The organism is Nocardioides allogilvus, from assembly GCF_003047285.1.
In the GTDB taxonomy this organism is placed as follows: domain Bacteria; phylum Actinomycetota; class Actinomycetes; order Propionibacteriales; family Nocardioidaceae; genus Nocardioides; species Nocardioides allogilvus.
Genome location: NZ_PZYX01000004.1, coordinates 276,463 through 298,633 on the forward strand (window position 1 = coordinate 276,463; position 22,171 = coordinate 298,633).

Below are 22,171 nucleotides of genomic sequence, written 5' to 3' on the forward strand. Positions count from 1 at the left end.
CGATCGCCATTTCAGGCATGGATCTCCACGCAGGTGCGCGGAGTTGCATGTACACCAAGGTGATGTCACCAACTCTTGACGTGACATCATAGTGATGTCATCGTGGTGCGCATGGACATCACCCCCTACGTCGAGTCCCTCCGCCGGGATCTGCTGGCAGCGGCCGAGGCGGGCGGCGACGAGGTCCGCCAGGCAGCCGAGCGGCTGACCTACGCGCTCGACCCGAGCGCGCGCCTGGCGCTGATGGAGGCCATCTCGCAAGCAGCCGCCGAGATCACCGCCGAACTGCCGGACGGCGGGGTCGACGTGCGGCTCAACGGCCGCGAGCTCGACTTCGTCGTCGACATCGCCCCCACCCCGCCGACGCCGCCGACTCCCCCCACCCCGCCGGCTCCCCCGGTCGCGCCCGACGAGGAGGAGGGGCTGGCCCGGATCACCCTGCGCATCCCCGAGTCCGTCAAGGCGCGCGCGGAGGAGAAGGCGGCCGACGCCGGCCACAGCCTCAACACCTGGCTGGTCAACGTCGTCCGCGCCGCCACTCACGAGCACGCCGTCAACGTCGACATCGACCTGTCGAGCCTGCCCTTCTTCGGCCAGGACCCCTTCGCGAAAGGCCGCGGCTCTCGCCGCATGACCGGCTGGCAGTAGTCCCGCAAGCCCGCACGAGCACGAGCTGACCAGCACCCAGGCTGGTCGGCAGGACCTTCACACCCTGGAGACAGCCATGCAACGCACCTTCGAGACACCCCAACCCATCGAGCTGTACGTCGAGAGCAACGCCGGCCTCGTCACCGTCACCGCCGCCGACGTGGCCCGGACCGAGGTCACGATCACCGGCAAGCACGCCGACGAGTTCGTCGTCGAGCAGCGCGGTGACCAGGTCCAGGTCGTCGGGCCCCGGCAGCGCGCGGGCTTCCTGTCCGGCGGCAACCACACCGCGGACGTCCGGGTGGTCATGCCTGCCCGGAGCGCCCTCACGGTCCGGACCGGGAGCGCCGACACGACGGTCCACGGACCGATCGACGGCCTGTGGGTCAACACCGGTTCGGGCGACGTCACCGCCGAGCTGGTGGACGGCACCACCGAGGTGACGAGCGGTTCGGGCGACATCCGCATCGTCGAGCTCCGAGGCACTGCGCGCATCAAGAGCGGGTCGGGCGACGTCGCCGTGACCCGGTGCGCGGAGCTGGCGATCTCGACCGGTTCCGGTGACGTCCGGATCGAGACCGTGGGCGGCCGACTGGCCGTCAAGACGGGGTCCGGCGACGTACAGGTCGGCGAAGCGGCCGACGACCTCTCCCTGTCCACCGGCAGCGGCGACCTCACGGTCGACGTCGCGCACAAGGGTCGTTACGTGGTCAAGGGGGCCAGCGGCGACGTCCGCATCGGTGTCCCGGCCGGCACCCCCGTGTGGACCGACATCACCACGATCTCCGGACGCGTCCAGTCCGACCTGACCCCTGTGGGCGCACCCGCCGAGGGCCAGGACCACCTCGAGATCCGCGCCACGACCGCCAGCGGCGACATCAGCCTCCAGCAGCGTTGAGAGTAAGGAGCACAGCCATGTATGCACGCACCGAGATCGAGCTGATCGCCCGGCACCACCGCGCCGAGCGCCGCCACGAGGCCGCGAGCAGGCGCCGCAGCCGCAGCGTCAGCCGCCGCACCCGAGGTTGATCAGGACTTCATCGCCACACCGCGACGCCAGTAGCCCATGAAGGCGACCTGGCTGCGGTCGATGTGCAGTTCGTTGACGAGGTGGCGCCGCAGGCCGGTCACGACCTTCGACTCGCCGGCGATCCAGGCATAGAGCCCGTCGAACTCGTGGCCCACGGCGCGCGTGGCGGCGATATCCTCACCCGAGGACGAGTAGGACGGCGTCTCCCACAGGTCGGGGTCGACCTCCTCGGGCGAGACCTCGACCGCCGGGCTCGAGATCCCGAGGTGGGCGACGACCTCGTCGTGCAGGCGCTGCCCGAGGGGCGCGTCACCCCGCGCCAGCCACGTGATCGAGACGCCGTCGGGGCGCCGTACGTCGAGGACGTCGGCCGCCGTCGGCACCTCCACGATGACGGCGCCGGTCGCCGTCGGGGGGAGCTGTTCGAGGACGGCGCACACGGCGGGTACGGCGGTCTCGTCGGCCACCATCAGCAGGTCGTCGCCTGCCGCAGGAGCGAACTCGATGCCGCCGTAGGGGAAGCCCAGGCGCGGCGCCAGCATCACGACGCGGTCGCCGAGCGCGGCCCCCGCGGCCCAGCTGGACCCGGGACCCACCTGGTCACCCTCGAGGTGGAGCACGATGTCGACGACGATCACGGTGTCGATGCCGGAGCCGCGCACGTCGCGGATCGTGTAGGTGCGCATGTGTCCGCGCTCCTCGGTGGGCTGGTCGAGCCAGGTGCTGAGCCACGACTCGTCCGCGTCGGCGACCGACGTGATGGCGCCGGTGACGGGGTGGGGGAAGACCAGCTTGATGCGCTGGTCGTAGCGCGGGCCGTCGACTCCGAACTCGGCCAGCCCGGCGCCGCCGAAGCCGATCCGGACGAAGCTCGGGCTGAGACGTTCGACCGAGACCACCTCGACCTCGGTGAGCAGCATGGGCAGGGTGGTGGGGCTGACGGTGGTGGTCATGGGAGCTCCTGGGTCGGTGGTTGAGCCTGGCGAAGGTGCCGCGAGACGGGCACCACGAGCGGGGTGTGCGAGACCGGGTCGTCGATGACGCGGTTGTCGAGACCGAAGACGGTCCGGACCACGTCCTCGGTGACGACCTGGCGGGGCGTGCCCTCGGCGACCACCGCACCGTCGCGCAGCGCGACGAGGTGGTCGGCGTAGCGGGCCGAGAGGTTGAGGTCGTGCAGGACCATCACGATCGTGGTGCCCCGACGGGCGTTGAGGTCGGCGAGCAGGTCGAGCATCTCGACCTGGTGGGCCACGTCGAGGTAGGTCGTGGGCTCGTCGAGCAGCAGCAGGTCGGTGCCCTGCGCGAGCGCCATCGCGATCCACACCCGCTGCCGCTGTCCGCCGGAGAGCTCGTCCACGACCCGGTCGGCCAGGCCGAGGGTGTCGGTCAGCTCGAGCGCCTCGGCGACGGCCTCGTCGTCGACGCTGGTCCAGCGCTGGAAGGCGCCGTGGTGCGGGTGCCGGCCGCGACCGACGAGGTCGACGACGGTGACGCCCTCGGGGGCGATCGGGTTCTGCGGCAACAGCCCGAGGATGCGGGCGACGTGCTTGGTCGGCTGGCGGTGGATCACCTCGCCGTCGAGCAGGACCGCCCCCGACTGGGGCTTGAGCAGGCGCGCGAGCCCGCGCAGCAGGGTGGACTTGCCGCAGGCGTTGGCCCCGACGATGACGGTCACCTTGCCGTTGGGGACCTGCAGGTCGAGGTCGGTGACGATCGGCCGGTCGGCATAGCCCAGCGTCAGGCGTGACGCGGACAGCCGGGTGGCGGGTGCGGTGGCGGAGGTCATGCCGCCCTCCTTCCGGTGCGGCCGCGAGCGAGCAGCCAGAGCAGGAACGGCGCGCCGATCGCGCCCGTGACGACGCCGACCGGGAGGTTGGTGTCGGGGATGAGGTAGGAGCCGAGGTAGTCGGCGGCGACCACGATCACGGCCCCCGCGAGGGCGGAGCCGAGCAGGGTGGTGCGCCCGCCGTTGAGCGCGCGGGCGATCGGCCCGGCCAGGAACGAGACGAACGCGATCGGCCCGGCAGCAGCGACCGCCACCGCGCAGAGCACCACGCCGAGCAGCAGGAGCAGCTCGCTGCGCGCGCCCGGGACGCCGAGGCCAGCGGCCGTGTCGTCGCCGAGCTCGCTGATCTGCAGTGACCGGCCCAGCCACCACGTGAGCGGCAGCAGCACCAGCAGGACCAGGGCGAGGAGGCGGATCGTCGGCCAGGCCACGCCGTTGACGCTGCCGGTCAGCCAGCGCAGCACCAGCTGGGCGTCGTACTCGTCGACGCGGGTGAAGACGTACTGGATCACCGACTGCATGGCCGCCGCGGCGCCGATGCCGACGAGGATCAGCCGGTGCCCGCCGTGGGGTCCGGCCACCAGCCGGACCACGAGCGCGACCGTGATCGCGCCGATGATCGCCGCGATCGAGACCGACAGCCCCTGCCAACCCCACAGGGCGATCGCGACCACCGCGACGGCGCTCGCGCCGAGGTTGACGCCGATGATGTCGGGGCTGGCCAGCGGGTTGCGCAGCGTCGTCTGGAAGAGCCCGCCGGCCACGCCGAAGGCGACGCCCGTCAGCAGGGCCAGGACCGCGCGCGGCAGCTTGCTCTCCAGGACGATGTAGGAGGCGCCCGGGATGTCGGTGCCGGTGAGGATCCGGAAGAAGTCGGGGATGGTGACGGTGTAGTCGCCGAGCAGCACCCGCGCGGCGAAGGCGACGAACAGCGCCGCTCCGAGTCCGCCGACGACCAGCCGGTGGCGCCGGCGCGGTGCGCGTCGGGCCCGGCGGACGACGTCGGCGGCGTCGACGGGTGCAGGTGCGCCGACGGGGCGCGTGCGCGCGGAGGTCAGCAGGGCGGTCACAGGGCACCGCTCCCGGACCGACCGTGCCGGATGAGGAAGAGGAAGACGGGCACGCCGACGACGGCCGCCATCACGCCGACCTGGACCTCTGCCGGGGGCAGCACGACCCGTCCGAGCGTGTCCGCGAGGACGACGAGCACCGCGCCCCCGAGCGCGGAGAGCGGCAGCAGCCGGCTGTGGTCGGAGCCGACCAGCCCGCGCACCGCGTGCGGCACCACGAGGCCGACGAAGGCCACGGGCCCGGCCAGCGCTGTCGCCGTACCGGCCAGGAGGACGACGGCGACGCCGAGGACGACGCGGTCCACGGCGGTACGGCGACCGAGGCCGCGCGCCAGGTCGTCACCGAGCGCCAGGGTGTTGAGCAGGCGAGCGCCGGACAGGGCCAGCAGCGCGCCGACCGCGAGGAAGGGCGCACCGACGAGGAGCACGTCGAGGCCGCGACCGCCGATCGTGCCGACCTGCCAGTAGCGGAACGTCTCCATCGTCTGCTTGTCGACGAGGAGGACGCCGCTCGTCCAGCTCGTCGCCGCGGCGGTCAGTGCGGCGCCCGCGATGGCGAGCTTCATCGGGGTCGCGCCGTCACGACCGATGGAGGCGACGACGTGGACGAGGACCGCGGCGACGGCCGCGCCCAGGAAGGCGACCCACACGAAGTCGCGCAACTCGGAGACCCCGAAGACAGACAGGGCGACGACCATGGCGAAGCTGGCGCCGGCGTTGATGCCGAGGATGCCCGGGTCGGCGAGCGGGTTGCGGGTGAGCCCCTGCAGGACCGCGCCGGCCAGGGCGAGGGCCGCACCGACCGCGAGGCCGAGCAGCGTGCGCTCGACGCGGGCCTGGGAGATGTTGTGCAGCGGGTGCGAGCTGTCCCAGATCGCTGCGAGCGGGATCGTCCGGGCCCCCACGACAACCGACAGCGCGCACGCCAGCGCCACCGCCCCCACGAGGAGGACGGTGACGAGTGGCGTGCCGAGACGACGGGGAGCCCGGGCGACGCCGGTCTCCTCGTCGCGCTCGAGGACAGCAGTGCTGGTCACGAACCGGTGACCGCTTCGGCGATCTTCGGCAGCGTGGTCTCGATCAGGGCGGGGATCGAGAGCGGAGTCGGGTTGGTGTTGGCCATCACGACCTCCTTGTCGGGCTCGGCGTAGAAGTTGCCGGCCGCGATCGCGGGGATCTCACCGAGCAGCTTGTCGCCGACGAGCGTCTGCACGTCCTCGGGCTTCTCCACCCAGGTGATGAGCACGTCGGACTCGAGCTCGGAGGCGCGCTCGGCGGAGACGCTGCCGTAGAACTCGCCCTCCTTGATGGCGTCGGCCACGGCGGGTGCGTCGACCATGCCGAAGTCGCGCAGGATCGAGACGCGCGGGTCCTGGGGGGCGTAGATGCCGATCGTCGAGAGGTCGGCGGGGGTGAGGTAGGAGTAGATGAGGGACGCACCGTCGAGCTCGGGGTAGTCCTTCTTCGCGGTGTCGATGACCGCCTGGGTCTCGTCCTCGACCTCGTCGGCGAGGACAGTGCGACCGAGCGCCTGGCCGATGGTCTCCAGCGAGGTCTGCCACGGCGTGGTCCACGGGAACTCGGGGTAGGCCACGACGGGCGCGATCTTGCTGAGCGCCTTGTAGTCGGCCTCGGTGATGCCCGAGTTGGTGGCCAGGATGACGTCCGGCTCGAGCTGGGCGACCTCGTCGATCGGCGTGCCGTCGGTGTCGTCGTAGCGCACGGGCGCCTCGGCGCCGGCCTCCTCGACGGCGGCGTCGAACCAGTCGGTCGAACCGGCCGCGTTGCCACCCCAGGTGATCTTGGTGGCGCCGACCGGCACGACGCCGAGCGCCAGTGCGTGGTCGTGGTCGGTCCAGCCGAGCGTCGCGACGCGGGTGGGAGCCTCCTCGATCCTCGTCTCGCCGAAGGCGTGCTCGAACGTGACCGGGAACGCGTCGGCCTCAACCTCGGTGGAGGTGGTCGGGTCGGTCGCGGCGTCGGTCTGGGCGCTGGTCGAGCCGGTGCTGCAGGCGGACAGGGCGGCCACTGCGATGGCGGCCGCGGCGCCGAGGCGCACGCTGCGAATCTTGGGCAGGGTCATGGGAACTCCGTGGTTAGGGATGCCTTAGTGAGGTCACCCTAACTTAGGCATTCCTAAGTTGGCTCGGCCCGTCCGTTGCGCTGCGGTGCGGTCGGTTCAGATCGCCGTACGGTGGAAGTTCTGGAAGCTCTTGCTCGGGGTCGGGCCGCGCTGGCCCTGGTAGCGCGAGCCGTACTTCTCCGAGCCGTAGGGGTGCTCGCTCGGCGACGTCAGCCGGAAGAAGCAGAACTGGCCGATCTTCATGCCGGGGTAGAGCTTGATCGGCAGCGTGGCGACGTTGGCCAGCTCGAGGGTCACGTGACCGCTGAAGCCCGGGTCGACGAAGCCTGCGGTGGCGTGGGTCAGCAGGCCGAGGCGACCGAGGCTGGACTTGCCCTCCACACGCGCGGCGATGTCGGCGGGCAGGCTGACGACCTCGTAGGTCGAGCCCAGCACGAACTCGCCCGGGTGCAGGATGAACGGCTCGTCGCCCTCCGGCTCGACCTCGCGAGTCAGGTCGGACTGGTCGGAGGCCGGATCGATGTGCGGGTAGCGGTGGTTCTCGAACACGCGGAAGAACCGGTCGAGGCGCACGTCGATGCTCGACGGCTGCAGCATGGCCGGGTCCCACGGGTCGAGGGCGATCCGCCCGGCGTCGAGCTCGGCGAGGATGTCGCGGTCAGAGAGAAGCACGGGGGCAGCCTAGTGACTCGTGGCGATTACGGGCCGGTGGCGCAAGCATTGGACAATGCCGAGGTGACCTTCCACCGCTTCGTCGCCCTCGGCGACTCCTTCACCGAGGGTGTCGGCGACGCCGAACCCACCCGGCCCAACGGCCTGCGGGGCTGGGCCGACCGCGTCGCCGAGGTGCTGGCCACCCACACCGACGACTTCAGCTACGCCAACCTCGCCGTCCGCGGACGCAAGATCGACGGCGTCATCGCCGAGCAGGTCCCCGCGGCGATCGCGCTCGACCCCGACCTGATCTCGATCTACGCCGGCGGCAACGACATCCTGCGCCCGTCGGTCGACATCGACGCGATCTGCGCGCGCTACGACGTCGCCCTCGGCAAGCTCGCCGCGACCGGCGCGCGTCTGCTGGTCTTCACGGCCTACGACCCCGGCGGCTCCGCGATCTTCCGCCCCCTGCGCGGCCGCTTCGCCGTCTACAACGAGATGGTCCGCTGGTCGGCCGAGCGCCACGGCGCGACGATCGTCGACTACTGGCGCCTGCGCGACCTCCGCGACCAGCGCCACTGGGACGGCGACCGCCTGCACATGGGTCCGCACGGGCACCAGCGCGTGGCCATCGCCGTCCTCGACGCCCTGAAGGTCCCCCACACCCTCACCGTCGAACTGCCCGAGCACGTGCTCAGGACGCGACGCGAGATCTGGAACGAGAACGCGACCTGGACCCGCGAGAGCCTCGCGCCGTGGGTACGCCGCCGCCTGGCCCGTGCCTCGTCGGGCGACACCGTCGCAGCGCGCTGGCCAACCCTGAGTCGCCTCGACTGACCCGCGCCGGGGTCAGGTACGATTCCGGCGCATCCTGCGGATGTAGCTCAGTTGGTAGAGCGCGACCTTCCCAAGGTCGATGTCGCGAGTTCGAATCTCGTCATCCGCTCCGAGCGAGAGTTCCTCAGGCCGCGACGAAGTCGCGGCCTGAGGTGTCTCGCGAAGCGGCGCAGCACGGCGCAGCCGGGCAAGCCGGGCGCAGCGCACCTGAAACTCCACGCAGGCGCGTGGAGATTCAGGGCCCTTTCGTGCCTCCGCCCTGAAACTCCACTCCTCTGCGTGGAGTTTCGGACACGCGGGTCCGCCGCCACGCCTGGTGTGACGCATGGGGAGGTTGCGACTTTTGTGAACAGAGGGGACAGTGGGATGCCCACGATGTCCAGCACATTGAGGTCTTCCCCATGCATCTCGGATCCCTGCTCCACCCTGCCCACCCCCGACGACGAGCGATCGCGGTCGCTGCCGGCGCCCTGACGCTCCTCGTGGCGACCGCGCCCTTCCTCCCCGACGACTCCGGACCCCTGCCCGAGATCACGACACAGGGCGACGAGTCCGACCAGCCCCCCACCTCGGTCGGTACGGCGACGCGCGGGTCGATCACGCCCGAGATGCGCGCGGAGATCGACCGCGTGGTGGCGGAGGGCGAGGGCATGTCGGTGTCGGCGCGCTCGTCGACGTACAGGCTGGCGACCGCGACCACGCGCTGCGCGGTGTTCGAGGGCCAGCGCTACTGCCTCGGCCTCGGCTGGACGACGAAGACCCAGGAGGAGGCGGCGGCCGGGATGGCCGACGCGGCGGCGCCGCGGCCCACGCGCACCCCGCCGGAGCAGACGGGCGACCTCGACCCGGCCGCAGCCATGCGGCAGCGCGCCGACCTCCCCACCCACGAGCGCGCCGCGGCCGAGCGGGCCGAGCTCAGCGCCGCCGCACGCGCCGTCGCGAAGGTCTGGCTGATCCGCCACGAGATCCAGGGCGTCCCGCTGCCCGACGGGTTCGCGGACCGGCACCCCGAGGCGCAGGTCGCCGCGCGGGCCACTGCGCGCAACCACCCGCGGAAGTTCGAGATCCTGCGCGAGAAGCAGGTGCGACCGCAGCAGGAGTACTACTGGTGCGGGCCCGCGGCCATGCAGATGATCGCCTGGGGCTGGCGCGACCGCCGGCAGGGCCAGGCGCTGTGGGCCGACCGGCTCGGCACCACGACAGCCGGGACCGGGATCACCGAGATGGTCCGCGTCGTCAACAACAACACCGGCTACGACAACGCAGAGCACGCCGGCGAGTACATCGTGCTCGACATCAGCGACTTCACCTACAAGCAGTGGTGGCGGCTGATCAAGAAGCACGTGCACACCTATGAGGCGCCCGTGGTGCTGCACCCGGTCCTGCTCCGCCAGTACTTCCCCTACCTCGACGACGACGCCTCCGGCCACTTCCAGGTCGGCCGGGGCTACGAGCGGACCAAGGACGGGCAGAAGCTCATCGGCTACTTCGAGCCCTGGGACCAGAGCGAGTTCGACCCCACCGAGCCCAGGATCGCGCGCAACCAGTGGCAGTCCGCCTACAAGAGCTTCCGCGCCAACCAGGCCCACTTCCAGCACAACCTGGGCGTCTGATGCATCGGGGTCTTCGTACGGCGATCGCCACCCTCCTCCTCGCCGCGACCGGCTGCAGTGCCGCCGAGAAGCCGGTGTCCGACCCGACGTCGATCGAGCCGAGCCAGACCCCGACCAGCGAGCCGACCGAGGCAACTCCGCTCGACTGGCAACCCACGGGCCACTCCGTCGACGAGCGCGTGATCGTCGGTGAGACCTGGACGGCGGTCGCGACCGAGACCGACGTGCGGTTCGAGAGCAGCACCGGCGACGCCGACGACGTGCGAGTGGAGGACGACGGAGGCGGGACCGTCAACGCCGTACTCCTCGAGGGCGACACCGCCGTCGTGTCGTTCGCCTACGGCGGCGAGACCATCGTCGGCACCGGCTACCGCATCGACCTGACCACCGGCGAGCAGGCCGAGATCGTGACGCCGGAGCCGGCGAACGGCGGCGACTGGGCGATGGTCGACGACAGCCTCTACTACCCCGCGCTCGACGAGGACCAGCAGGCGTGCCTGGCCACGCTGGCCGTCGACGACGGCAACGGCGAGGAGAGCTGGTGCCCGCCCGAGCGTGTGGGCATTGCCGAGCTCGAGGCCAACGAGTACGGCGTCACCGCGATGCTCTTCGACTACGCCAGCGACGTCTCGTGTCGGACGCTCACCATGCTCGACCAGGCCGGCGTCCCGCAGCCGGTCGACGGGCCGGCGGAATGCGTGGGCTGGGACATCGCCGCCACCAGCACGGGCATCATCTGGTCGGAGGTGGTGAAGCCCCATCGCCAGGAGGAAGCCGTCTTCGACGCCATCGAGCCCCACATGGCACACGTGCTGTCCACGGGCACGACCGGCTCCCTGACCTCCTGCGGCGGCGACACCTTCTTCGTCCGCGACCCGGTCAAGCCGACCGACTCCGCGCGCCTGATGCGCTGGGACGGCACCGACGTGAGTGTCGCCTACGAGTCGCAGTCGACGGGCAACGCCTTCATCGGCAAGCCCGAGTGCGCCGACGGCATCCTCACCATCTCGTCGTACGGCGACCAGGGCGACGAGCAGGTCTGGGCTAGCGTTCGCTAGGTGAGCTTCACCGGATTCCCCGTCGCCGCCCTCGACTTCTACGACGACCTGGAGATGGACAACACCAAGTCGTTCTGGGAGGCCAACAAGGCGGTCCACGCCGAGTCGGTCGCCGCTCCGATGAAGGCGCTGGCGACCCTCGTCGAGCCGGAGTTCGGGTCGATGAAGATCTTCCGTCCCTACCGCGACGTCCGCTTCGCCAAGGACAAGACGCCCTACAAGACCCACCAGGGTGCCTTCGTCGGGGTCGCCCCGGCGACAGGGTGGTACGTCGAGGTGTCGGCCCGCGGCGTACGCACCGGAGCCGGCTTCTACGACGCCGACGCGGCGCGCCTGGCCGCGTTTCGCGACGCGATCGTCGACGACAGGACCGGTCCGCAGCTGAAGCGGATCTTGGCGAAGATCGAGAAGGCAGGCTTCGAGATCTCCGGCGACCAGCTCAAGACCGCGCCGCGGGGATACGACAAGGAGCACCCGCGCATCGGGCTGCTGCGGCACAAGCAGCTCTTCGCCGGCCGGCTGATCGGCTTCGAGCCGGTGATCCACACGGCGTCGCTCGGAGACGTCATCCGCGACGACTGGCGCGCCCTCAAGCCGCTCGTCGACTGGCTGGCTCGGCTCGACCCGGCGTAGACGCGCGGACATTGGTCGGCCGGAGACACGTCGACCACGCTCAGCGTCGACCGCTGAGCGGAGCAATGTCCGCGTGTCTACGAGCGCGCCTCAGCCGAACCAGACGTCGCTGCCCGCGACGAGTCGGAGCTGCTCCTTGCTCAACGGCGGCTCCGGAGCGAGCGGCGGGGACTCCTTGCCCTCCGCGGCGTTGTAGGACAGCGCCGACACCGAATAGCCCCGTCGCCACCACGTGACGCCGTGCGCGGTCACGCCGTCAGCCGTACCAGGGCCCCATTCCAGGCGCGTGCTGCCGTCGGGGAGCTCCTCGCAGGTCTGCTCGGCGCACTGCGCCATCGTCAGCGTTCCCTTCTCGATCACGACGGTCGTGAGCATCCCGTCGTAGAGGAAGTGCGCGGTCCGCGATCGCTCGTCGCCGCCGGACTCCCCCGGACGATCACCGGCGGCGGGGCTGCGATCCAGGATCAGGTTCACCGTCTCTTGGATCTCGTCGGCCGGGACGGCCAGCCCCTGCGCCGGTTCGAGCGGGGCAACGCTGGGGGTCTCGGGGACCGGTGGATCGGTGGCGATGGGCGCCTGCACAGCGTCGGGGTCGCCGCCGAGGGGTACGGCAGCCGCTGCGGCACCGATGACGCCAAACACGGCAACAGCAGCGACCGCCGTACCGATCCGGGCGCGGCGCCGTCGGGTGCGGCCGCGGGTGATGCCGCCGGCAACGAGGTGCTCGACGTCGGGGCGCAGATCGTCGGTGGCGCGTCGCAGGAGGAGGTCGACGCCGCTGTCGGGGACAGTCATGAGGGGTGGCCTTTCAGGACTTCAGGTCGGTGAGTGACGTGCCGAGCTGGCCGCGGAGGCGCTCGAGGGCCCGCATCGTGCGATTGCGTACGGCGCCGGGGCTGACCCCGATCGCCTCCGCCGTCTCGGCGACCGAGCGGTCGTCGAGGTAGCGGAGCACCAGCACGGCCCGGTCGAGCGGCTCCAACGAGGCGAGCGCGTCGCGCAGCGTGAGCTGCACGTCGATCTCTCCGCCGCCGGCGGCCCGTTCAGGCAGATGCTCGGTGGGTCGCTCGTGGTTGCTCCGGCGTCGCTGCGCACTGATGAACGTGCGCACGAGCGTCGTGTGGGCATAGCCCGCCGGGTTGTCGATCGGCCCGCGCAGCCGGCTGTGCCACCGCACGAAGAGCTTCGCCAGGGTCTCCTGGACGAGGTCCTCGGACCGGTGGTGCTCACCGCACAGCAGCCAGGCCGCCCGGTAGAGGGCGGGCGTGCGAGCAAGCGCGAACTCCTCGAAGTCCCCGTGCTTGCCCGACATGTCACTCCTTGGGTTGGTTGGCGTCACCCCTCATGACGCGCACCGCCCCGGACGCGTCACACGGTCTCGGGCAAAGCCTTCCGGTAGGTCGCCATCGCCCGCTCCGGCTCCCAGTGTGCGCGCATCGACGCGACCAGGCCCTCCTCGTTGACGCGATAGACCATGACCAGGTCGGTCTCCACGGTGCCGCCGTCGTGGAAGGTGGTGGTGATGGTGCCGATGTTGGCGCACTCGTTGCCGTTCGCGTGGCTGTCGGTGATGTGGAAGTGGAACGTCGCGATCGGCTCGATCGCCGCGGCCCAGAACTTCCGGATCGCGTCGTGGCCGTGGTGACCGACACCCTCGGGGTCGAACATCGAGGGACCGACGGGGTCCTCGATGACCGCGTCCTCGGCGTACACCGTGAGCCACTCCTCGAGGTCGCCGCCCGAGACGGCGGCGTAGGAGCGCTGCGAGGCGCGGCGGGCGGGGTGGTCGCCGTCGGGGGCGTCCCAGGTGATGTGGTCCGCGGTGGCGTCGGTGGTGGTCATGCCGTGATCGTACGGCGAAACGAGAACGTGTTCTAGGTCCAAGCCGTCGCACGCGGGTCACCAGGATTTCACCGGGCGGTCGTCACGACCTGTGACGGTGCGGGCATGGCCAAGCACCAGCTCTTCCTGCACATCGGACCCGACGTCGTCGAGGTGGACGCCGCCGTCCGCGAGCGGCTCGCGGCGGTCGGCGTACGCACCCCCGACGTCAGCCAGGACGACCTGCACCGTGCGGACCTGGAGATCCGGCGCGCGCACAGGTCGGCCGACCTCACGCGCAAGGACGTCGAGGGCGCGTGGGCGAAGGTCTGCCGCCGGGCGTTCCGCCTGAAGTCCGACGCCTTCGTCAGCCAGCCCGGCTTCTTCGAGGCCGACGCCGACCAGGCGGCGCTCGCCGTCGACGGGCTGGCCGGGCTGAAGGTGCACCTCGTGGTCACCCCCGAGACCCGTGACGACCTGCCCGTCGCCTGGACCCGGCTGGTCAAGCCCGGGCGCGTGCACGCGATCGAGCCCGGCCTGGCGCCGGCCGACTTCGCCGCCGAGCTGGCGCGGATCGCGTTGACGCAGGAGAAGGCGCGCCTCGACAAGGCGTTGAGCAAGGTCAAGAAGCGGCGCAAGCAGGTCAAGGACCAGCTCGCCGCCTGATCAGCCGATCGGGCGATCAGCAGGTCAGTGGGGCTGCCAGGCGTCTTCGTCGGCCGTGAGGTCGGCGACCGCGTCGGGCAGCTTGCCGTCGGCGAGGTCCTGGATCGAGACACCCTCGAAGACCGAGCGCAGCGAGCGGCGCGCAGCGATCCACACGTGCTGGAGCACCTTGGCGGACTCGCCGTAGGCGACCGACTCGGGCCGGAGGCCGTAGACCGAGACCAGTGGGCCGTCGACGGCGCGGATGACGTCGGCGACCGACACCGTCTCGGGCGCGCGCGCGAAGCGCCAGCCACCCGACTGGCCCCGCTGGGAGACCACGATGTCGGCACGGCGCAGGTCCGCCAGGATCGCCTGCAGGAAGCCGTGCGGGATGTCCTGGGCCTTGCCGAGCTGCTCGGCACTGACGGCGGTGCCGTCGGTGACGGAGGCGATCTCGATCAGCGCCCGGAGGGCGTAGTCGGCCTTGGCGGAAACGCGCATGTGGGTCAGTTTGTCAGACGGATCGCCCACGTCGCTCAACGATGCCGCGCACCACGAAGACAGGCGTGTGACTTGGCACATGTGGCGTTCGTGTTGCATAGCGCGCCTCGGCGATGCATCATTTTGTTACCGGCGAGTAGCACACCGAGCTTCTCGCCGCCGAAGTCCCCCCGGACATCGGCTCCGCACGGACCGGATCCAGAGCCTGGACCGGTGCCACGAAACGGAACAGGTAGAACGTGAGCCACTACAAGAGCAACCTGCGCGACATCGAGTTCAACCTCTTCGAGGTGCTCGGCCGGGACGAGATCCTGGGTCAGGGTCCCTTCGGCGAGGTCGACGGCGAGACCGCCCGCGAGATCCTCGGCCAGGTGGCCAAGCTCGCCGAGGGCGAGCTGGCGGCGTCCTTCGTCGACAGCGACCGCAACCCGCCGGTCTTCGACCCCAAGACCAACACGGCCCCCGTGCCCGAGTCGTTCAAGAAGAGCTACCAGGCCTGGATGGACGCCGAGTTCTGGCGCCTGCAGATCCGCGAGGAGCTCGGCGGCACCCCTGCCCCCTCCACGCTCAACTGGGCGATCGGCGAGATGGTGCTCGGCGCCAACGCCCCGATCCACATGTACGCCGCCGGCGCCCCCTTCGCCGGTGTCGTCTACAACAACGGCAACGAGCGCGACCAGCGCGTCGCCCAGATCATGGTCGAGCGCCAGTGGGGCTGCACCATGGTCCTGACCGAGCCCGACGCGGGCTCCGACGTCGGTGCCGGCCGCGCCAAGGCCACCCCGAACGAGGACGGCTCGTGGAACGTCACGGGCGTCAAGCGCTTCATCACCAGCGCCACGCACGACATGAGCGAGAACATCATGCACCTCGTCCTCGCGCGCCCCGAGGGCGTCGAGGGCGCTGGCGGCCCGGGCACCAAGGGCCTCTCGCTCTTCTGGATGCCCGAGCACCACTTCGACCACGAGACCGGTGAGCTGACCGGCGAGCGCAACGGCGTCTACGTCACCAACGTCGAGCACAAGATGGGCATCAAGGTCTCCAACACCTGCGAGGTCACCTTCGGCGACCCGCAGGTCGGTGGCGGCGAGGCGGCCCAGGGCTGGCTGCTCGGCGAGGTGCACAACGGCATCGCGCAGATGTTCGACGTCATCGAGAACGCTCGCATGATGGTCGGCACGAAGGCCATCGCGACGCTGTCGACCGGCTACCTCAACGCGCTCGAGTTCGCCAAGGAGCGCGTCCAGGGTGCCGACCTGACGCAGGCGGCCGACAAGACCGCCCCGCGCGTCACGATCACCCACCACCCCGACGTGCGCCGCTCGCTGATGACGCAGAAGTCGTTCTCCGAGGCCATGCGCGCGCTGGTGCTCTACACCGCGTCCTGGCAGGACCAGGTCATGATCGCCGAGCACGAGGGCACCTCCGACACCAAGGAGACCCGCCTGGCGGCCGCCGTCAACGACCTGCTCCTCCCGATCGTCAAGGGCTACGGCTCGGAGCGTTCGTGGGTGCTGCTCGGCACCGAGTCGCTGCAGACCTTCGGTGGCTCGGGCTTCCTGCAGGAGTACCCGATCGAGCAGTACGTCCGCGACGCCAAGATCGACACGCTCTACGAAGGCACCACGGCGATCCAGGGCCAGGACTTCTTCTTCCGCAAGATCGTCAAGGACCAGGGCCGCGCGCTGGGCCACCTCGCGGGCGAGATCCAGGGCTTCATCGCCTCCGAGGCCGGCAACGGTCGCCTGAAGGTGGAGCGTGGCCTGCTCGCCACCGCGCTCGAGGACGCCAACGCCATCGTCGGTCACATGATCAACGACCTGATGTCGGCCGACGTGTCGGCCGAGGGCGGCGACCTGCGCAACATCTACAAGGTGGGTCTCAACACCTCCCGCCTGCTGATGGCGCTCGGCGACGTCGTCTGCGCCTGGCTGCTGCTGCGCCAGGCCGAGATCGCGCTCGCCAAGCTCGACGGCGAGGTCTCCGCCAAGGACAAGTCGTTCTACGAGGGCAAGGTCGCGGCTGCGCAGTTCTTCGCGCAGACCAACCTGCCGCGCCTCACCGCGGAGCGCGCCATCGCCGAGAACATCGACCTCGCGCTGATGGACCTCGACGAGGCTGCTTTCTGATCTGATCCACACGCTGACCCGCCCGAGACCTCGGGCGGGTCAGTGTCATTTCTGGCGTACGGCGACATGACACCTGTCATGGACAGGTCGTGACACTTCCCCCGGGGCCGGGGTCGCGCCCGCCAGCAGGCTGGACGCATGACGACACCAGCCATCCGGGCCACCGCCCTGAACAAGACCTTCCGCGCCACCGACGGCACCACCGTCGTCGCGGTCGAGCACGTCGACCTGACCGTCCAGCCGGGCGAGATCGTCGCCTTCCTCGGCCCCAACGGCGCCGGCAAGACCACCACCGTGGACATGCTGCTGGGCCTCACCTCGCCGACCAGCGGCACCATCGAGCTGTACGGCGCCACGCCCCACCACGCAGTCGTCGACGGCCGCGTCTCCGCTGTCCTGCAGACGGGCGGCCTGCTGACCGACTTCACGGTCCGCGAGACGATCCAGGCGATCGCTGCCCTGCACGGTCGCCCCGACCGGGTCGACACCGTCATCGAGCGCACCGGCCTCGCCCCGCTCACCACCCGGCTCGTGAAGGCCTGTTCCGGCGGTGAGCAGCAGCGGCTGAAGTTCGCCCTGGCGCTCGTCCCCGACCCGGACCTGATCATCCTCGACGAGCCGACCACCGGCATGGACGTCGCGGCCCGCCAGGCCTTCTGGGACACCATGCGCGCCGACGCCGAGACCGGGCGCACCATCGTCTTCGCCACCCACTACCTCGCCGAGGCCGACGCCTTCGCCGACCGCACGGTGCTGATGGCCGACGGCCGGATCGTGGCCGACGGCCCGACCGCAGAGATCCGGGCGGCGTACGGCGGACGCACCGTGACGCTCCGCCCGCCGAGCCACGTCGTGGACGGCCAGGGCATCGACGAGGCCTGGCTCGACGCCGTACGCGCAGCCGTCGCACCCCTGGGCGTCACCGAGCTCGAGGTCGCCAGCGCCAGCCTGGAGGCCGCCTTCCTCGCCCTGACCAGCACCACCGAGGCCCAGGAGGCCCTGCGATGAGCACGACGACGACCACCCCGACCACGGCCGGGCCCACGGCCGCACGCACGACGCACCAGCCCCTCGCCGTCTCCTACGCAGTCCTCGACCTGAGGCGGCAGCTGCGCGACAAGGTCGGCATGTTCTTCATCGTCGCGCTGCCGGCCTTCTTGTTCTTCGTCTTCGGCATGGGCGACGACGAGGCCTACGGCAGCGCGGACGTCGCGATGTACGTCATGGTCTCGATGGCGGCGTACGGCGCGGTGACCGCGACCACCACCGTGGCGGGTGCGGCCGCGACCGAGCAGGCGATGGGCTGGGGTCGGCAGGTCGCGCTCACGCCCCTGCCCGCCCTGTCCTTCGTGCTGGTCAAGACGGCGGTGGCGATGTCGGTCGCCGTCGTGCCGATCGCCCTGATCTACGTCATCGGCGCGGTCACCGGCTCGTCGGGCAACGCCGTCGACTGGCTGGCCACGGCCGCGATCGTGTGGCTCGGGTCGTCGCTGTTCGCGGTCTACGGCCTGGCGATGTGCCTGCTCTTCAAGGGCGAGAACGCGGCGTCCGTGGCGTCGGGCCTGATCGTGATCCTGAGCTTCCTCGGCAACGTCTTCACGCCCATGGACGGGCTGATGCTCGACATCGGCCGGCTCACCCCGCTCTACGGCTATGCCGGCCTGGCCCGCTACCCGATCACCGAGGGCCACCTCCCGATGGACGCCGGCCACGACTCGGTGTGGCTGCTGCTCGCTAACGTGTGCGCGTGGACGGTGATCTTCGCAGCGCTGGCGGTCTGGGGGCTGCGCCGCGGGCGGGAGCGGGTGTGAGCGACGCCCGTCCCGAGGTGGACGCCACCAACCCCTGGGAGCGCTGGGGCTGGGCGTTCGCCTCGATCTGGCTGGTCTTCCTCGTCTACCCGATCGTCGCGACGCTCGAGGCCCACGTCGCCACCGGCTGGAAGGTCGCGACCTTCGCCTGCATCCTCGGCTTCGCGGTGAGCAACATCCTGGGCTACAGCCTCTGGGCCGGCCGGGCGTGGCTGGCGTTGACGCTGATGGGCGTCCTCGCGCTGGCGACGACGCCGGTGATCGGCGTGGAGGCGCTCGCGTTCACGCCGTACCTCGGCATGCTCTCCGCCCTGCAGCTCCCCGACCCGTGGTGGAAGTGGGCGACCTTCGTCGCCGTCGTGCTGCCGGTGCTGTCGCTGGCCGGGCCCGACTGGTTCCCGGCGTGGTTCTTCCTGATGGTCTGGCCGATCATGCTCGGCGGCGTGCTGATCCGGGTCTTCGGCGACAGGGCGCAGGAAGCGACCGAGACCCGCAACCGGCTGGCGCTCGTCGCCGAGCGCGAGCGGGTCGCCCGCGACGTGCACGACGTGCTCGGTCACTCGCTGACGGCGCTGTCGATCAAGGCCGAGCTCGCCTCGCGCCTGATCGAGGTCGACCCGGCCCGTGCCAAGGCCGAGCTGGAGTCGATCCAGGAGACCGCGCGCCAGGCCCTGGCCGAGGTGCGCGCCACCGTCGGCGGGCTGCGTGCGGCCAACCTCGAGGCGGAGCTCGCGACCGCCCCGCGGGTGCTCGCCGACGCCGGGATCAGGACGCAGGTGCTCGGCAGCGTCGCCGACACCGATCCACGCCACCGGGCGCTGCTGGCCTGGGTGCTGCGTGAGTCGGTGACCAACGTGGTGCGCCACGCGCGCGCCACCTCGGTCTCGGTCGAGCTGGGTCCCACCGGCCTGGTCGTCGCCGACGACGGCGCCGGCTTCGAGGCGACCGGAGGCCGGGAGGGCAACGGCCTGCGCGGCATGCGCGAGCGGGTGTCGGCGGCCGGTGGCACCCTGCAGGTGTCGAGCGGCCCGGGGACGCGCGTGGAGGTGGTGCTGCCGTGATCCGCATCCTGCTCGCCGACGACCAAGCGCTCGTCCGCGGCGCCCTCGCGGCCCTGCTCGACCTGGAGACCGACATCGACGTCGTCGCCCAGGTCGGTCGCGGCGACGAAGTCGTGGCCGCCGCCCGGGACTCCCGGGCCGAGGTGTGCCTGCTCGACATCGAGATGCCCGGCCTGACCGGCATCGAGGCGGCAGCCGCGCTCAGTGCCGAGCTGCCCGGGGTGCGGTCTCTGATCGTGACGACGTTCGGCCGGCCGGGCTACGTGCGGCGCGCGCTCGACGCCGGTGCGGCCGGCTTCGTCGTCAAGGACACGCCCGCTCGACAGCTCGCGGACGCCGTACGCCGCGTGCACGCCGGTCTCAGGGTGATCGACCCGGACCTCGCGGCGGAGTCGCTGATGGCCGGCCCGAGCCCGCTGACCGCGCGCGAGACCGAGATCCTGGCCTTCGCGCTCGACGGATCCCCGGTGTCGGCGATCGCGGCGCGCGCCCACCTGTCCGAGGGCACGGTCCGCAACCACCTCTCCGCGGCGATCGGCAAGACCGGCGCGACGACGCGCGCCGAGGCCGCTCAGCTCGCCCAGGCCAACGGCTGGTTGTGACCCCGGCCGTCAGATGTCGTGGCGACGCTCCTCGACCACTGTCGTGTGCGAACGGCTGCGGGTGGCGATCAGCCCCAGGATGATGCCCAGCGCGCCCGCGAGGATCAGGATCCAGCCGACGGTGGAGGTGGCGACCACGTCATCGACGGAGGCGGGCAGGTCGACCGCTCCGGTGACGAGGATCAGGCCGAGGACGAGCAGGACGATTCCGACACCAAAACCCATGATGACTCCTCTGTCTGTTCGAGCTGTCCCCTCGACCATAGGGGTTTCCGGGTCGGGAGACACGCACCGAAGGGCCGGACTCGCCCGGTCCTTGGACCTGAGTCTCGAGAAGACTCAGGTCCAAGCGCCACCCAGGGGCAGGGTGAGCACGGCGTCCCCGCCGGGGCTGATCCGGACCGGGACGCCCCAGTCCTGCTGGTGCATGTGGCACGCCGCGCCCTCTCCGGAGTCGGCGTCGCAGGAGGCCGCACGGGCGGCGATGTGGAGCACCCCGTCGCCGACGTGCGGGTCGAGGACGAGCTCGCGGGTGAGGTCGGTGCCGCGGCCCTCGCCGGAGCGGATCAGCGCCGGCGGCGTGGCCGTCACGAGCAGCTGGGAGGAGGGCCCGAAGCGGTCGTCGACCTTCTGGCCCGGGGGCGGGGTGAACGGCACGTCCAGGCGGAACGTGGCCGCGACCGATGTGACGGGCCGCTGGGTCGTGTGGCTGAAGTCGTCGGCCGCGACGCGGGCGTCGAGCGGGATCCGGGTGAGCCGGTGGGCGGCGGACTCGACAACGACGAGGTCGCGCCCGTCGACGTACAGGCCGCTCGGCTCGGCCAGATCCGTGGCGATCGTGGTCAGCGAACCGTCGGCGAAGCGGCGGACGGCGCCGTTGTAGGTGTCGGCGACGGCGATCGAGCCGTCGGGGAGCACGGCGACGCCGAGCGGGTGCTGCAGGAGCGCGTCGGTGGCCGGTCCGTCGCGGAAGCCGAAGTCGAAGAGCCCGGTGCCGACCGCGGTGTGGACGGCTCCGTCCTCGACCCAGCGCAGGGACGACGTCTCGGAGTCGGCCAGCCACAGCCGGTCGCCGTCGACCGCGACGCCGCTGGTCTGGGCGAACCACGCCTCGGCCAGGGATCCGTCGAGCAGTCCCTCGTTGGCCGTGCCGCCCGCGGTCTCCACCTCGCCGGTCACCGGGTCGAAGGTCCACAGCTGGTGCACCCCGGCCATCGCGATCCACACGCGGTCGTGCCACCACACGACGTCCCACGGGCTGCTGAGCCGCGTGGTGCCATCGCCCTCGAACCACTGCTGGCCGTCGCCCGCCAGCGTCGTCACGACCCCCGTCGCGAGCGACAGCCCGGCCAGGCGGTGGCCGACGGTGTCGGCCACGACCACGTCGTAGTCGAGGCCGAGGTCGGTCGGGACGAGGCACAGCCCGTTGGGCTCGCGGAAGCCGTCGAAGCGCTGCTCGACGGAACCCGACGCCGACAGCAGCACCACCGCGTCGTGGCCGGCGTCGGCGACCAGCACGCGGCCGTCGGGCAACGGCACTGCCTTCGCAGGGAAGCGCAGGTCGGTCGGCTCGACGACGGGCGGGACGTAGGGCGAGTCGCCGGGCTGCAACGTCCCACGAGACCGGTGCTCCTCGACGAGCGTGGCCAGCAGCGCGGAGATCGCGTGGGCGTGGCCCTCGCCGGCGTAGTGGGCGACGACGTAGCCCTCGGGATCGATGAGGACCAGCGTCGGCCAGGCGCGGGCGGTGTAGGCCTGCCAGGTCGTCAGGTCGGGGTCGTCGAGCACCGGGTGGTGCACGGCGTAGCGCTCGACCGCGGCCGCCAGCGCGACCGGGTCGGCCTCGTGGACGAACTTGGGCGAGTGGACGCCGATGACGACCAGCTCATCGGCGTACGCCTCCTCGATCGGGCGCAGCTCGTCGAGGACGTGCAGGCAGTTGATGCAGCAGAACGTCCAGAAGTCGAGCAGGACGAAGCGGCCACGGAGGTCGCGGAGGCTCAGCGGGGCGGCGGTGTTGAGCCAGCCGCGGCCGGTGAGCTCGGGGGCACGGACACGCACCTGCCCATTGTCACAGGAACGCCTTAGGTGTTCTGTCCGGACAGGTTGGGCACGCGGTCGGCGGGTGACTTGCCTTTGAGTGCGGTGTGGCCGCGGTGGTGATTGTAGTGATGGAGCCA

The 22,171-nt window shown here is 71.1% G+C and carries 24 protein-coding genes and 1 tRNA gene; 13 read left to right on the forward strand and 12 right to left on the reverse strand.

Annotation, left to right across the window (positions count from 1 at the left end; genetic code table 11):
- Nucleotides 1–111: 111 nt before the first annotated feature.
- Nucleotides 112–648, forward strand: coding sequence for a toxin-antitoxin system HicB family antitoxin (locus tag C9J87_RS09490; RefSeq protein ID WP_010834346.1), 537 nt, complete (start codon nucleotides 112–114; stop codon nucleotides 646–648).
- A 76-nt stretch (nucleotides 649–724) separates the two neighbouring features.
- The gene (locus tag C9J87_RS09495) at nucleotides 725–1,546 is read left to right on the forward strand and encodes a DUF4097 family beta strand repeat-containing protein (RefSeq protein ID WP_010834347.1); all 822 of its coding nucleotides are present in this window, start codon (nucleotides 725–727) and stop codon (nucleotides 1,544–1,546) included.
- Between the two features lie 131 nt (nucleotides 1,547–1,677).
- Here the strand turns inward: C9J87_RS09495 and C9J87_RS09500 are convergent, their stop codons facing one another.
- The 6 genes from C9J87_RS09500 to dcd all read right to left on the reverse strand — a co-directional run bounded on the left by C9J87_RS09500 (nucleotide 1,678) and on the right by dcd (nucleotide 7,292).
- The gene (locus tag C9J87_RS09500) at nucleotides 1,678–2,631 is read right to left on the reverse strand and encodes a siderophore-interacting protein (RefSeq protein ID WP_232820011.1); all 954 of its coding nucleotides are present in this window, start codon (nucleotides 2,629–2,631) and stop codon (nucleotides 1,678–1,680) included.
- The gene (locus C9J87_RS09505; RefSeq protein ID WP_107705386.1) at nucleotides 2,628–3,467 is read right to left on the reverse strand and encodes an ABC transporter ATP-binding protein; all 840 of its coding nucleotides are present in this window, start codon (nucleotides 3,465–3,467) and stop codon (nucleotides 2,628–2,630) included. Before C9J87_RS09505 ends, C9J87_RS09500 begins: the two co-directional genes overlap by 4 nt.
- A complete protein-coding gene (locus tag C9J87_RS09510; protein ID WP_232820012.1) occupies nucleotides 3,464–4,537 on the reverse strand; it encodes a FecCD family ABC transporter permease in 1,074 nt (357 codons plus the stop codon). The genes C9J87_RS09505 and C9J87_RS09510 overlap by 4 nt, the downstream gene beginning before the upstream one ends.
- A complete protein-coding gene (locus tag C9J87_RS09515) occupies nucleotides 4,534–5,574 on the reverse strand; it encodes a FecCD family ABC transporter permease (protein ID WP_232820013.1) in 1,041 nt (346 codons plus the stop codon). The genes C9J87_RS09510 and C9J87_RS09515 overlap by 4 nt, the downstream gene beginning before the upstream one ends.
- On the reverse strand, nucleotides 5,571–6,620 hold the full coding sequence (locus C9J87_RS09520; protein WP_107705387.1) for an iron-siderophore ABC transporter substrate-binding protein: 1,050 nt from the start codon (nucleotides 6,618–6,620) through the stop codon (nucleotides 5,571–5,573). The genes C9J87_RS09515 and C9J87_RS09520 overlap by 4 nt, the downstream gene beginning before the upstream one ends.
- Nucleotides 6,621–6,716: 96 nt before the next feature.
- Nucleotides 6,717–7,292, reverse strand: a complete 576-nt coding sequence (gene dcd, locus C9J87_RS09525) for a dCTP deaminase (RefSeq protein WP_010834353.1) — start codon at nucleotides 7,290–7,292, stop codon at nucleotides 6,717–6,719.
- Between the two features lie 63 nt (nucleotides 7,293–7,355).
- Here dcd and C9J87_RS09530 point away from each other — a divergent pair, with 63 nt between their 5' ends.
- The 5 genes from C9J87_RS09530 to C9J87_RS09550 all read left to right on the forward strand — a co-directional run bounded on the left by C9J87_RS09530 (nucleotide 7,356) and on the right by C9J87_RS09550 (nucleotide 11,418).
- Entirely contained in the window at nucleotides 7,356–8,114 is a 759-nt protein-coding gene (locus C9J87_RS09530) for an SGNH/GDSL hydrolase family protein (RefSeq protein ID WP_107705388.1), read from the forward strand.
- A gap of 36 nt (nucleotides 8,115–8,150) precedes the next feature.
- Nucleotides 8,151–8,223 (forward strand) — tRNA-Gly (locus C9J87_RS09535).
- 292 nt (nucleotides 8,224–8,515) lie between these two features.
- Nucleotides 8,516–9,727, forward strand: a complete 1,212-nt coding sequence (locus tag C9J87_RS09540; RefSeq protein ID WP_107705389.1) for a C39 family peptidase — start codon at nucleotides 8,516–8,518, stop codon at nucleotides 9,725–9,727.
- Nucleotides 9,727–10,785 (forward strand): hypothetical protein, encoded by a 1,059-nt coding sequence (locus tag C9J87_RS09545; RefSeq protein WP_107705390.1) that lies wholly within the window; start codon nucleotides 9,727–9,729, stop codon nucleotides 10,783–10,785. The genes C9J87_RS09540 and C9J87_RS09545 overlap by 1 nt, the downstream gene beginning before the upstream one ends.
- Nucleotides 10,786–11,418 carry a DUF2461 domain-containing protein gene (locus C9J87_RS09550; RefSeq protein ID WP_107705391.1) on the forward strand — a complete coding sequence of 211 codons (633 nt, stop codon included), beginning with the start codon at nucleotides 10,786–10,788 and terminating at the stop codon, nucleotides 11,416–11,418.
- Nucleotides 11,419–11,508: 90 nt separating this feature from the next.
- On the opposite strand, the gene C9J87_RS09555 is transcribed toward C9J87_RS09550, so the two are convergent.
- From C9J87_RS09555 to C9J87_RS09565, 3 genes are read right to left on the reverse strand one after another with little or no spacing between them, the layout of a single operon-like run.
- Nucleotides 11,509–12,213, reverse strand: coding sequence for a hypothetical protein (locus C9J87_RS09555; protein WP_107705392.1), 705 nt, complete (start codon nucleotides 12,211–12,213; stop codon nucleotides 11,509–11,511).
- Between the two features lie 13 nt (nucleotides 12,214–12,226).
- Nucleotides 12,227–12,730 (reverse strand): SigE family RNA polymerase sigma factor, encoded by a 504-nt coding sequence (locus tag C9J87_RS09560; RefSeq protein ID WP_107705393.1) that lies wholly within the window; start codon nucleotides 12,728–12,730, stop codon nucleotides 12,227–12,229.
- 56 nt (nucleotides 12,731–12,786) lie between these two features.
- Nucleotides 12,787–13,260, reverse strand: a complete 474-nt coding sequence (locus C9J87_RS09565; protein WP_107705394.1) for a nuclear transport factor 2 family protein — start codon at nucleotides 13,258–13,260, stop codon at nucleotides 12,787–12,789.
- A 105-nt stretch (nucleotides 13,261–13,365) separates the two neighbouring features.
- On the opposite strand from C9J87_RS09565, the gene C9J87_RS09570 reads away from it, so the two are divergent.
- Nucleotides 13,366–13,905 (forward strand): hypothetical protein, encoded by a 540-nt coding sequence (locus tag C9J87_RS09570; RefSeq protein WP_107705395.1) that lies wholly within the window; start codon nucleotides 13,366–13,368, stop codon nucleotides 13,903–13,905.
- A 24-nt stretch (nucleotides 13,906–13,929) separates the two neighbouring features.
- Here C9J87_RS09570 and C9J87_RS09575 read toward each other — a convergent pair whose 3' ends face one another.
- The gene (locus tag C9J87_RS09575; RefSeq protein ID WP_107705396.1) at nucleotides 13,930–14,388 is read right to left on the reverse strand and encodes an RrF2 family transcriptional regulator; all 459 of its coding nucleotides are present in this window, start codon (nucleotides 14,386–14,388) and stop codon (nucleotides 13,930–13,932) included.
- Nucleotides 14,389–14,627: 239 nt separating this feature from the next.
- Here C9J87_RS09575 and C9J87_RS09580 point away from each other — a divergent pair, with 239 nt between their 5' ends.
- The 5 genes from C9J87_RS09580 (at nucleotide 14,628) to C9J87_RS09600 (ending at nucleotide 19,991) form a co-directional block, all read left to right on the forward strand.
- Nucleotides 14,628–16,517 (forward strand): acyl-CoA dehydrogenase, encoded by a 1,890-nt coding sequence (locus C9J87_RS09580; RefSeq protein ID WP_107705397.1) that lies wholly within the window; start codon nucleotides 14,628–14,630, stop codon nucleotides 16,515–16,517.
- 138 nt (nucleotides 16,518–16,655) lie between these two features.
- Nucleotides 16,656–17,525 (forward strand): ABC transporter ATP-binding protein, encoded by an 870-nt coding sequence (locus C9J87_RS09585; RefSeq protein WP_107705398.1) that lies wholly within the window; start codon nucleotides 16,656–16,658, stop codon nucleotides 17,523–17,525.
- Entirely contained in the window at nucleotides 17,522–18,328 is an 807-nt protein-coding gene (locus C9J87_RS09590; RefSeq protein ID WP_232820014.1) for an ABC transporter permease, read from the forward strand. The genes C9J87_RS09585 and C9J87_RS09590 overlap by 4 nt, the downstream gene beginning before the upstream one ends.
- On the forward strand, nucleotides 18,325–19,389 hold the full coding sequence (locus tag C9J87_RS09595; RefSeq protein WP_107705399.1) for a sensor histidine kinase: 1,065 nt from the start codon (nucleotides 18,325–18,327) through the stop codon (nucleotides 19,387–19,389). The genes C9J87_RS09590 and C9J87_RS09595 overlap by 4 nt, the downstream gene beginning before the upstream one ends.
- Complete coding sequence (locus tag C9J87_RS09600; protein ID WP_107705400.1) at nucleotides 19,386–19,991, forward strand: response regulator transcription factor; 606 nt, start codon at nucleotides 19,386–19,388, stop codon at nucleotides 19,989–19,991. Before C9J87_RS09595 ends, C9J87_RS09600 begins: the two co-directional genes overlap by 4 nt.
- Nucleotides 19,992–20,000: 9 nt before the next feature.
- On the opposite strand, the gene C9J87_RS09605 is transcribed toward C9J87_RS09600, so the two are convergent.
- Together C9J87_RS09605 and C9J87_RS09610 are read right to left on the reverse strand one after the other, a co-directional pair.
- Nucleotides 20,001–20,216: a DUF6458 family protein gene (locus tag C9J87_RS09605; RefSeq protein WP_107705401.1), complete on the reverse strand. Its 216-nt coding sequence runs from the start codon at nucleotides 20,214–20,216 to the stop codon at nucleotides 20,001–20,003.
- 114 nt (nucleotides 20,217–20,330) lie between these two features.
- Nucleotides 20,331–22,052 (reverse strand): NHL domain-containing thioredoxin family protein, encoded by a 1,722-nt coding sequence (locus tag C9J87_RS09610; protein WP_107705402.1) that lies wholly within the window; start codon nucleotides 22,050–22,052, stop codon nucleotides 20,331–20,333.
- Nucleotides 22,053–22,171: the final 119 nt, after the last annotated feature.

Coding starts and splice junctions, on each gene's coding strand:
- C9J87_RS09490 (WP_010834346.1), top strand. CDS start 112: ATGGACATCACCCCCTACGTCGAGTCCCTCCGCCGGGATCTGCTGGCA.
- C9J87_RS09495 (WP_010834347.1), top strand. CDS start 725: ATGCAACGCACCTTCGAGACACCCCAACCCATCGAGCTGTACGTCGAG.
- C9J87_RS09500 (WP_232820011.1), bottom strand. CDS start 2,631: ATGACCACCACCGTCAGCCCCACCACCCTGCCCATGCTGCTCACCGAG.
- C9J87_RS09505 (WP_107705386.1), bottom strand. CDS start 3,467: ATGACCTCCGCCACCGCACCCGCCACCCGGCTGTCCGCGTCACGCCTG.
- C9J87_RS09520 (WP_107705387.1), bottom strand. CDS start 6,620: ATGACCCTGCCCAAGATTCGCAGCGTGCGCCTCGGCGCCGCGGCCGCC.
- C9J87_RS09540 (WP_107705389.1), top strand. CDS start 8,516: ATGCATCTCGGATCCCTGCTCCACCCTGCCCACCCCCGACGACGAGCG.
- C9J87_RS09545 (WP_107705390.1), top strand. CDS start 9,727: ATGCATCGGGGTCTTCGTACGGCGATCGCCACCCTCCTCCTCGCCGCG.
- C9J87_RS09555 (WP_107705392.1), bottom strand. CDS start 12,213: ATGACTGTCCCCGACAGCGGCGTCGACCTCCTCCTGCGACGCGCCACC.
- C9J87_RS09560 (WP_107705393.1), bottom strand. CDS start 12,730: ATGTCGGGCAAGCACGGGGACTTCGAGGAGTTCGCGCTTGCTCGCACG.
- C9J87_RS09565 (WP_107705394.1), bottom strand. CDS start 13,260: ATGACCACCACCGACGCCACCGCGGACCACATCACCTGGGACGCCCCC.
- C9J87_RS09570 (WP_107705395.1), top strand. CDS start 13,366: ATGGCCAAGCACCAGCTCTTCCTGCACATCGGACCCGACGTCGTCGAG.
- C9J87_RS09575 (WP_107705396.1), bottom strand. CDS start 14,388: ATGCGCGTTTCCGCCAAGGCCGACTACGCCCTCCGGGCGCTGATCGAG.
- C9J87_RS09585 (WP_107705398.1), top strand. CDS start 16,656: ATGACGACACCAGCCATCCGGGCCACCGCCCTGAACAAGACCTTCCGC.
- C9J87_RS09590 (WP_232820014.1), top strand. CDS start 17,522: ATGAGCACGACGACGACCACCCCGACCACGGCCGGGCCCACGGCCGCA.
- C9J87_RS09605 (WP_107705401.1), bottom strand. CDS start 20,216: ATGGGTTTTGGTGTCGGAATCGTCCTGCTCGTCCTCGGCCTGATCCTC.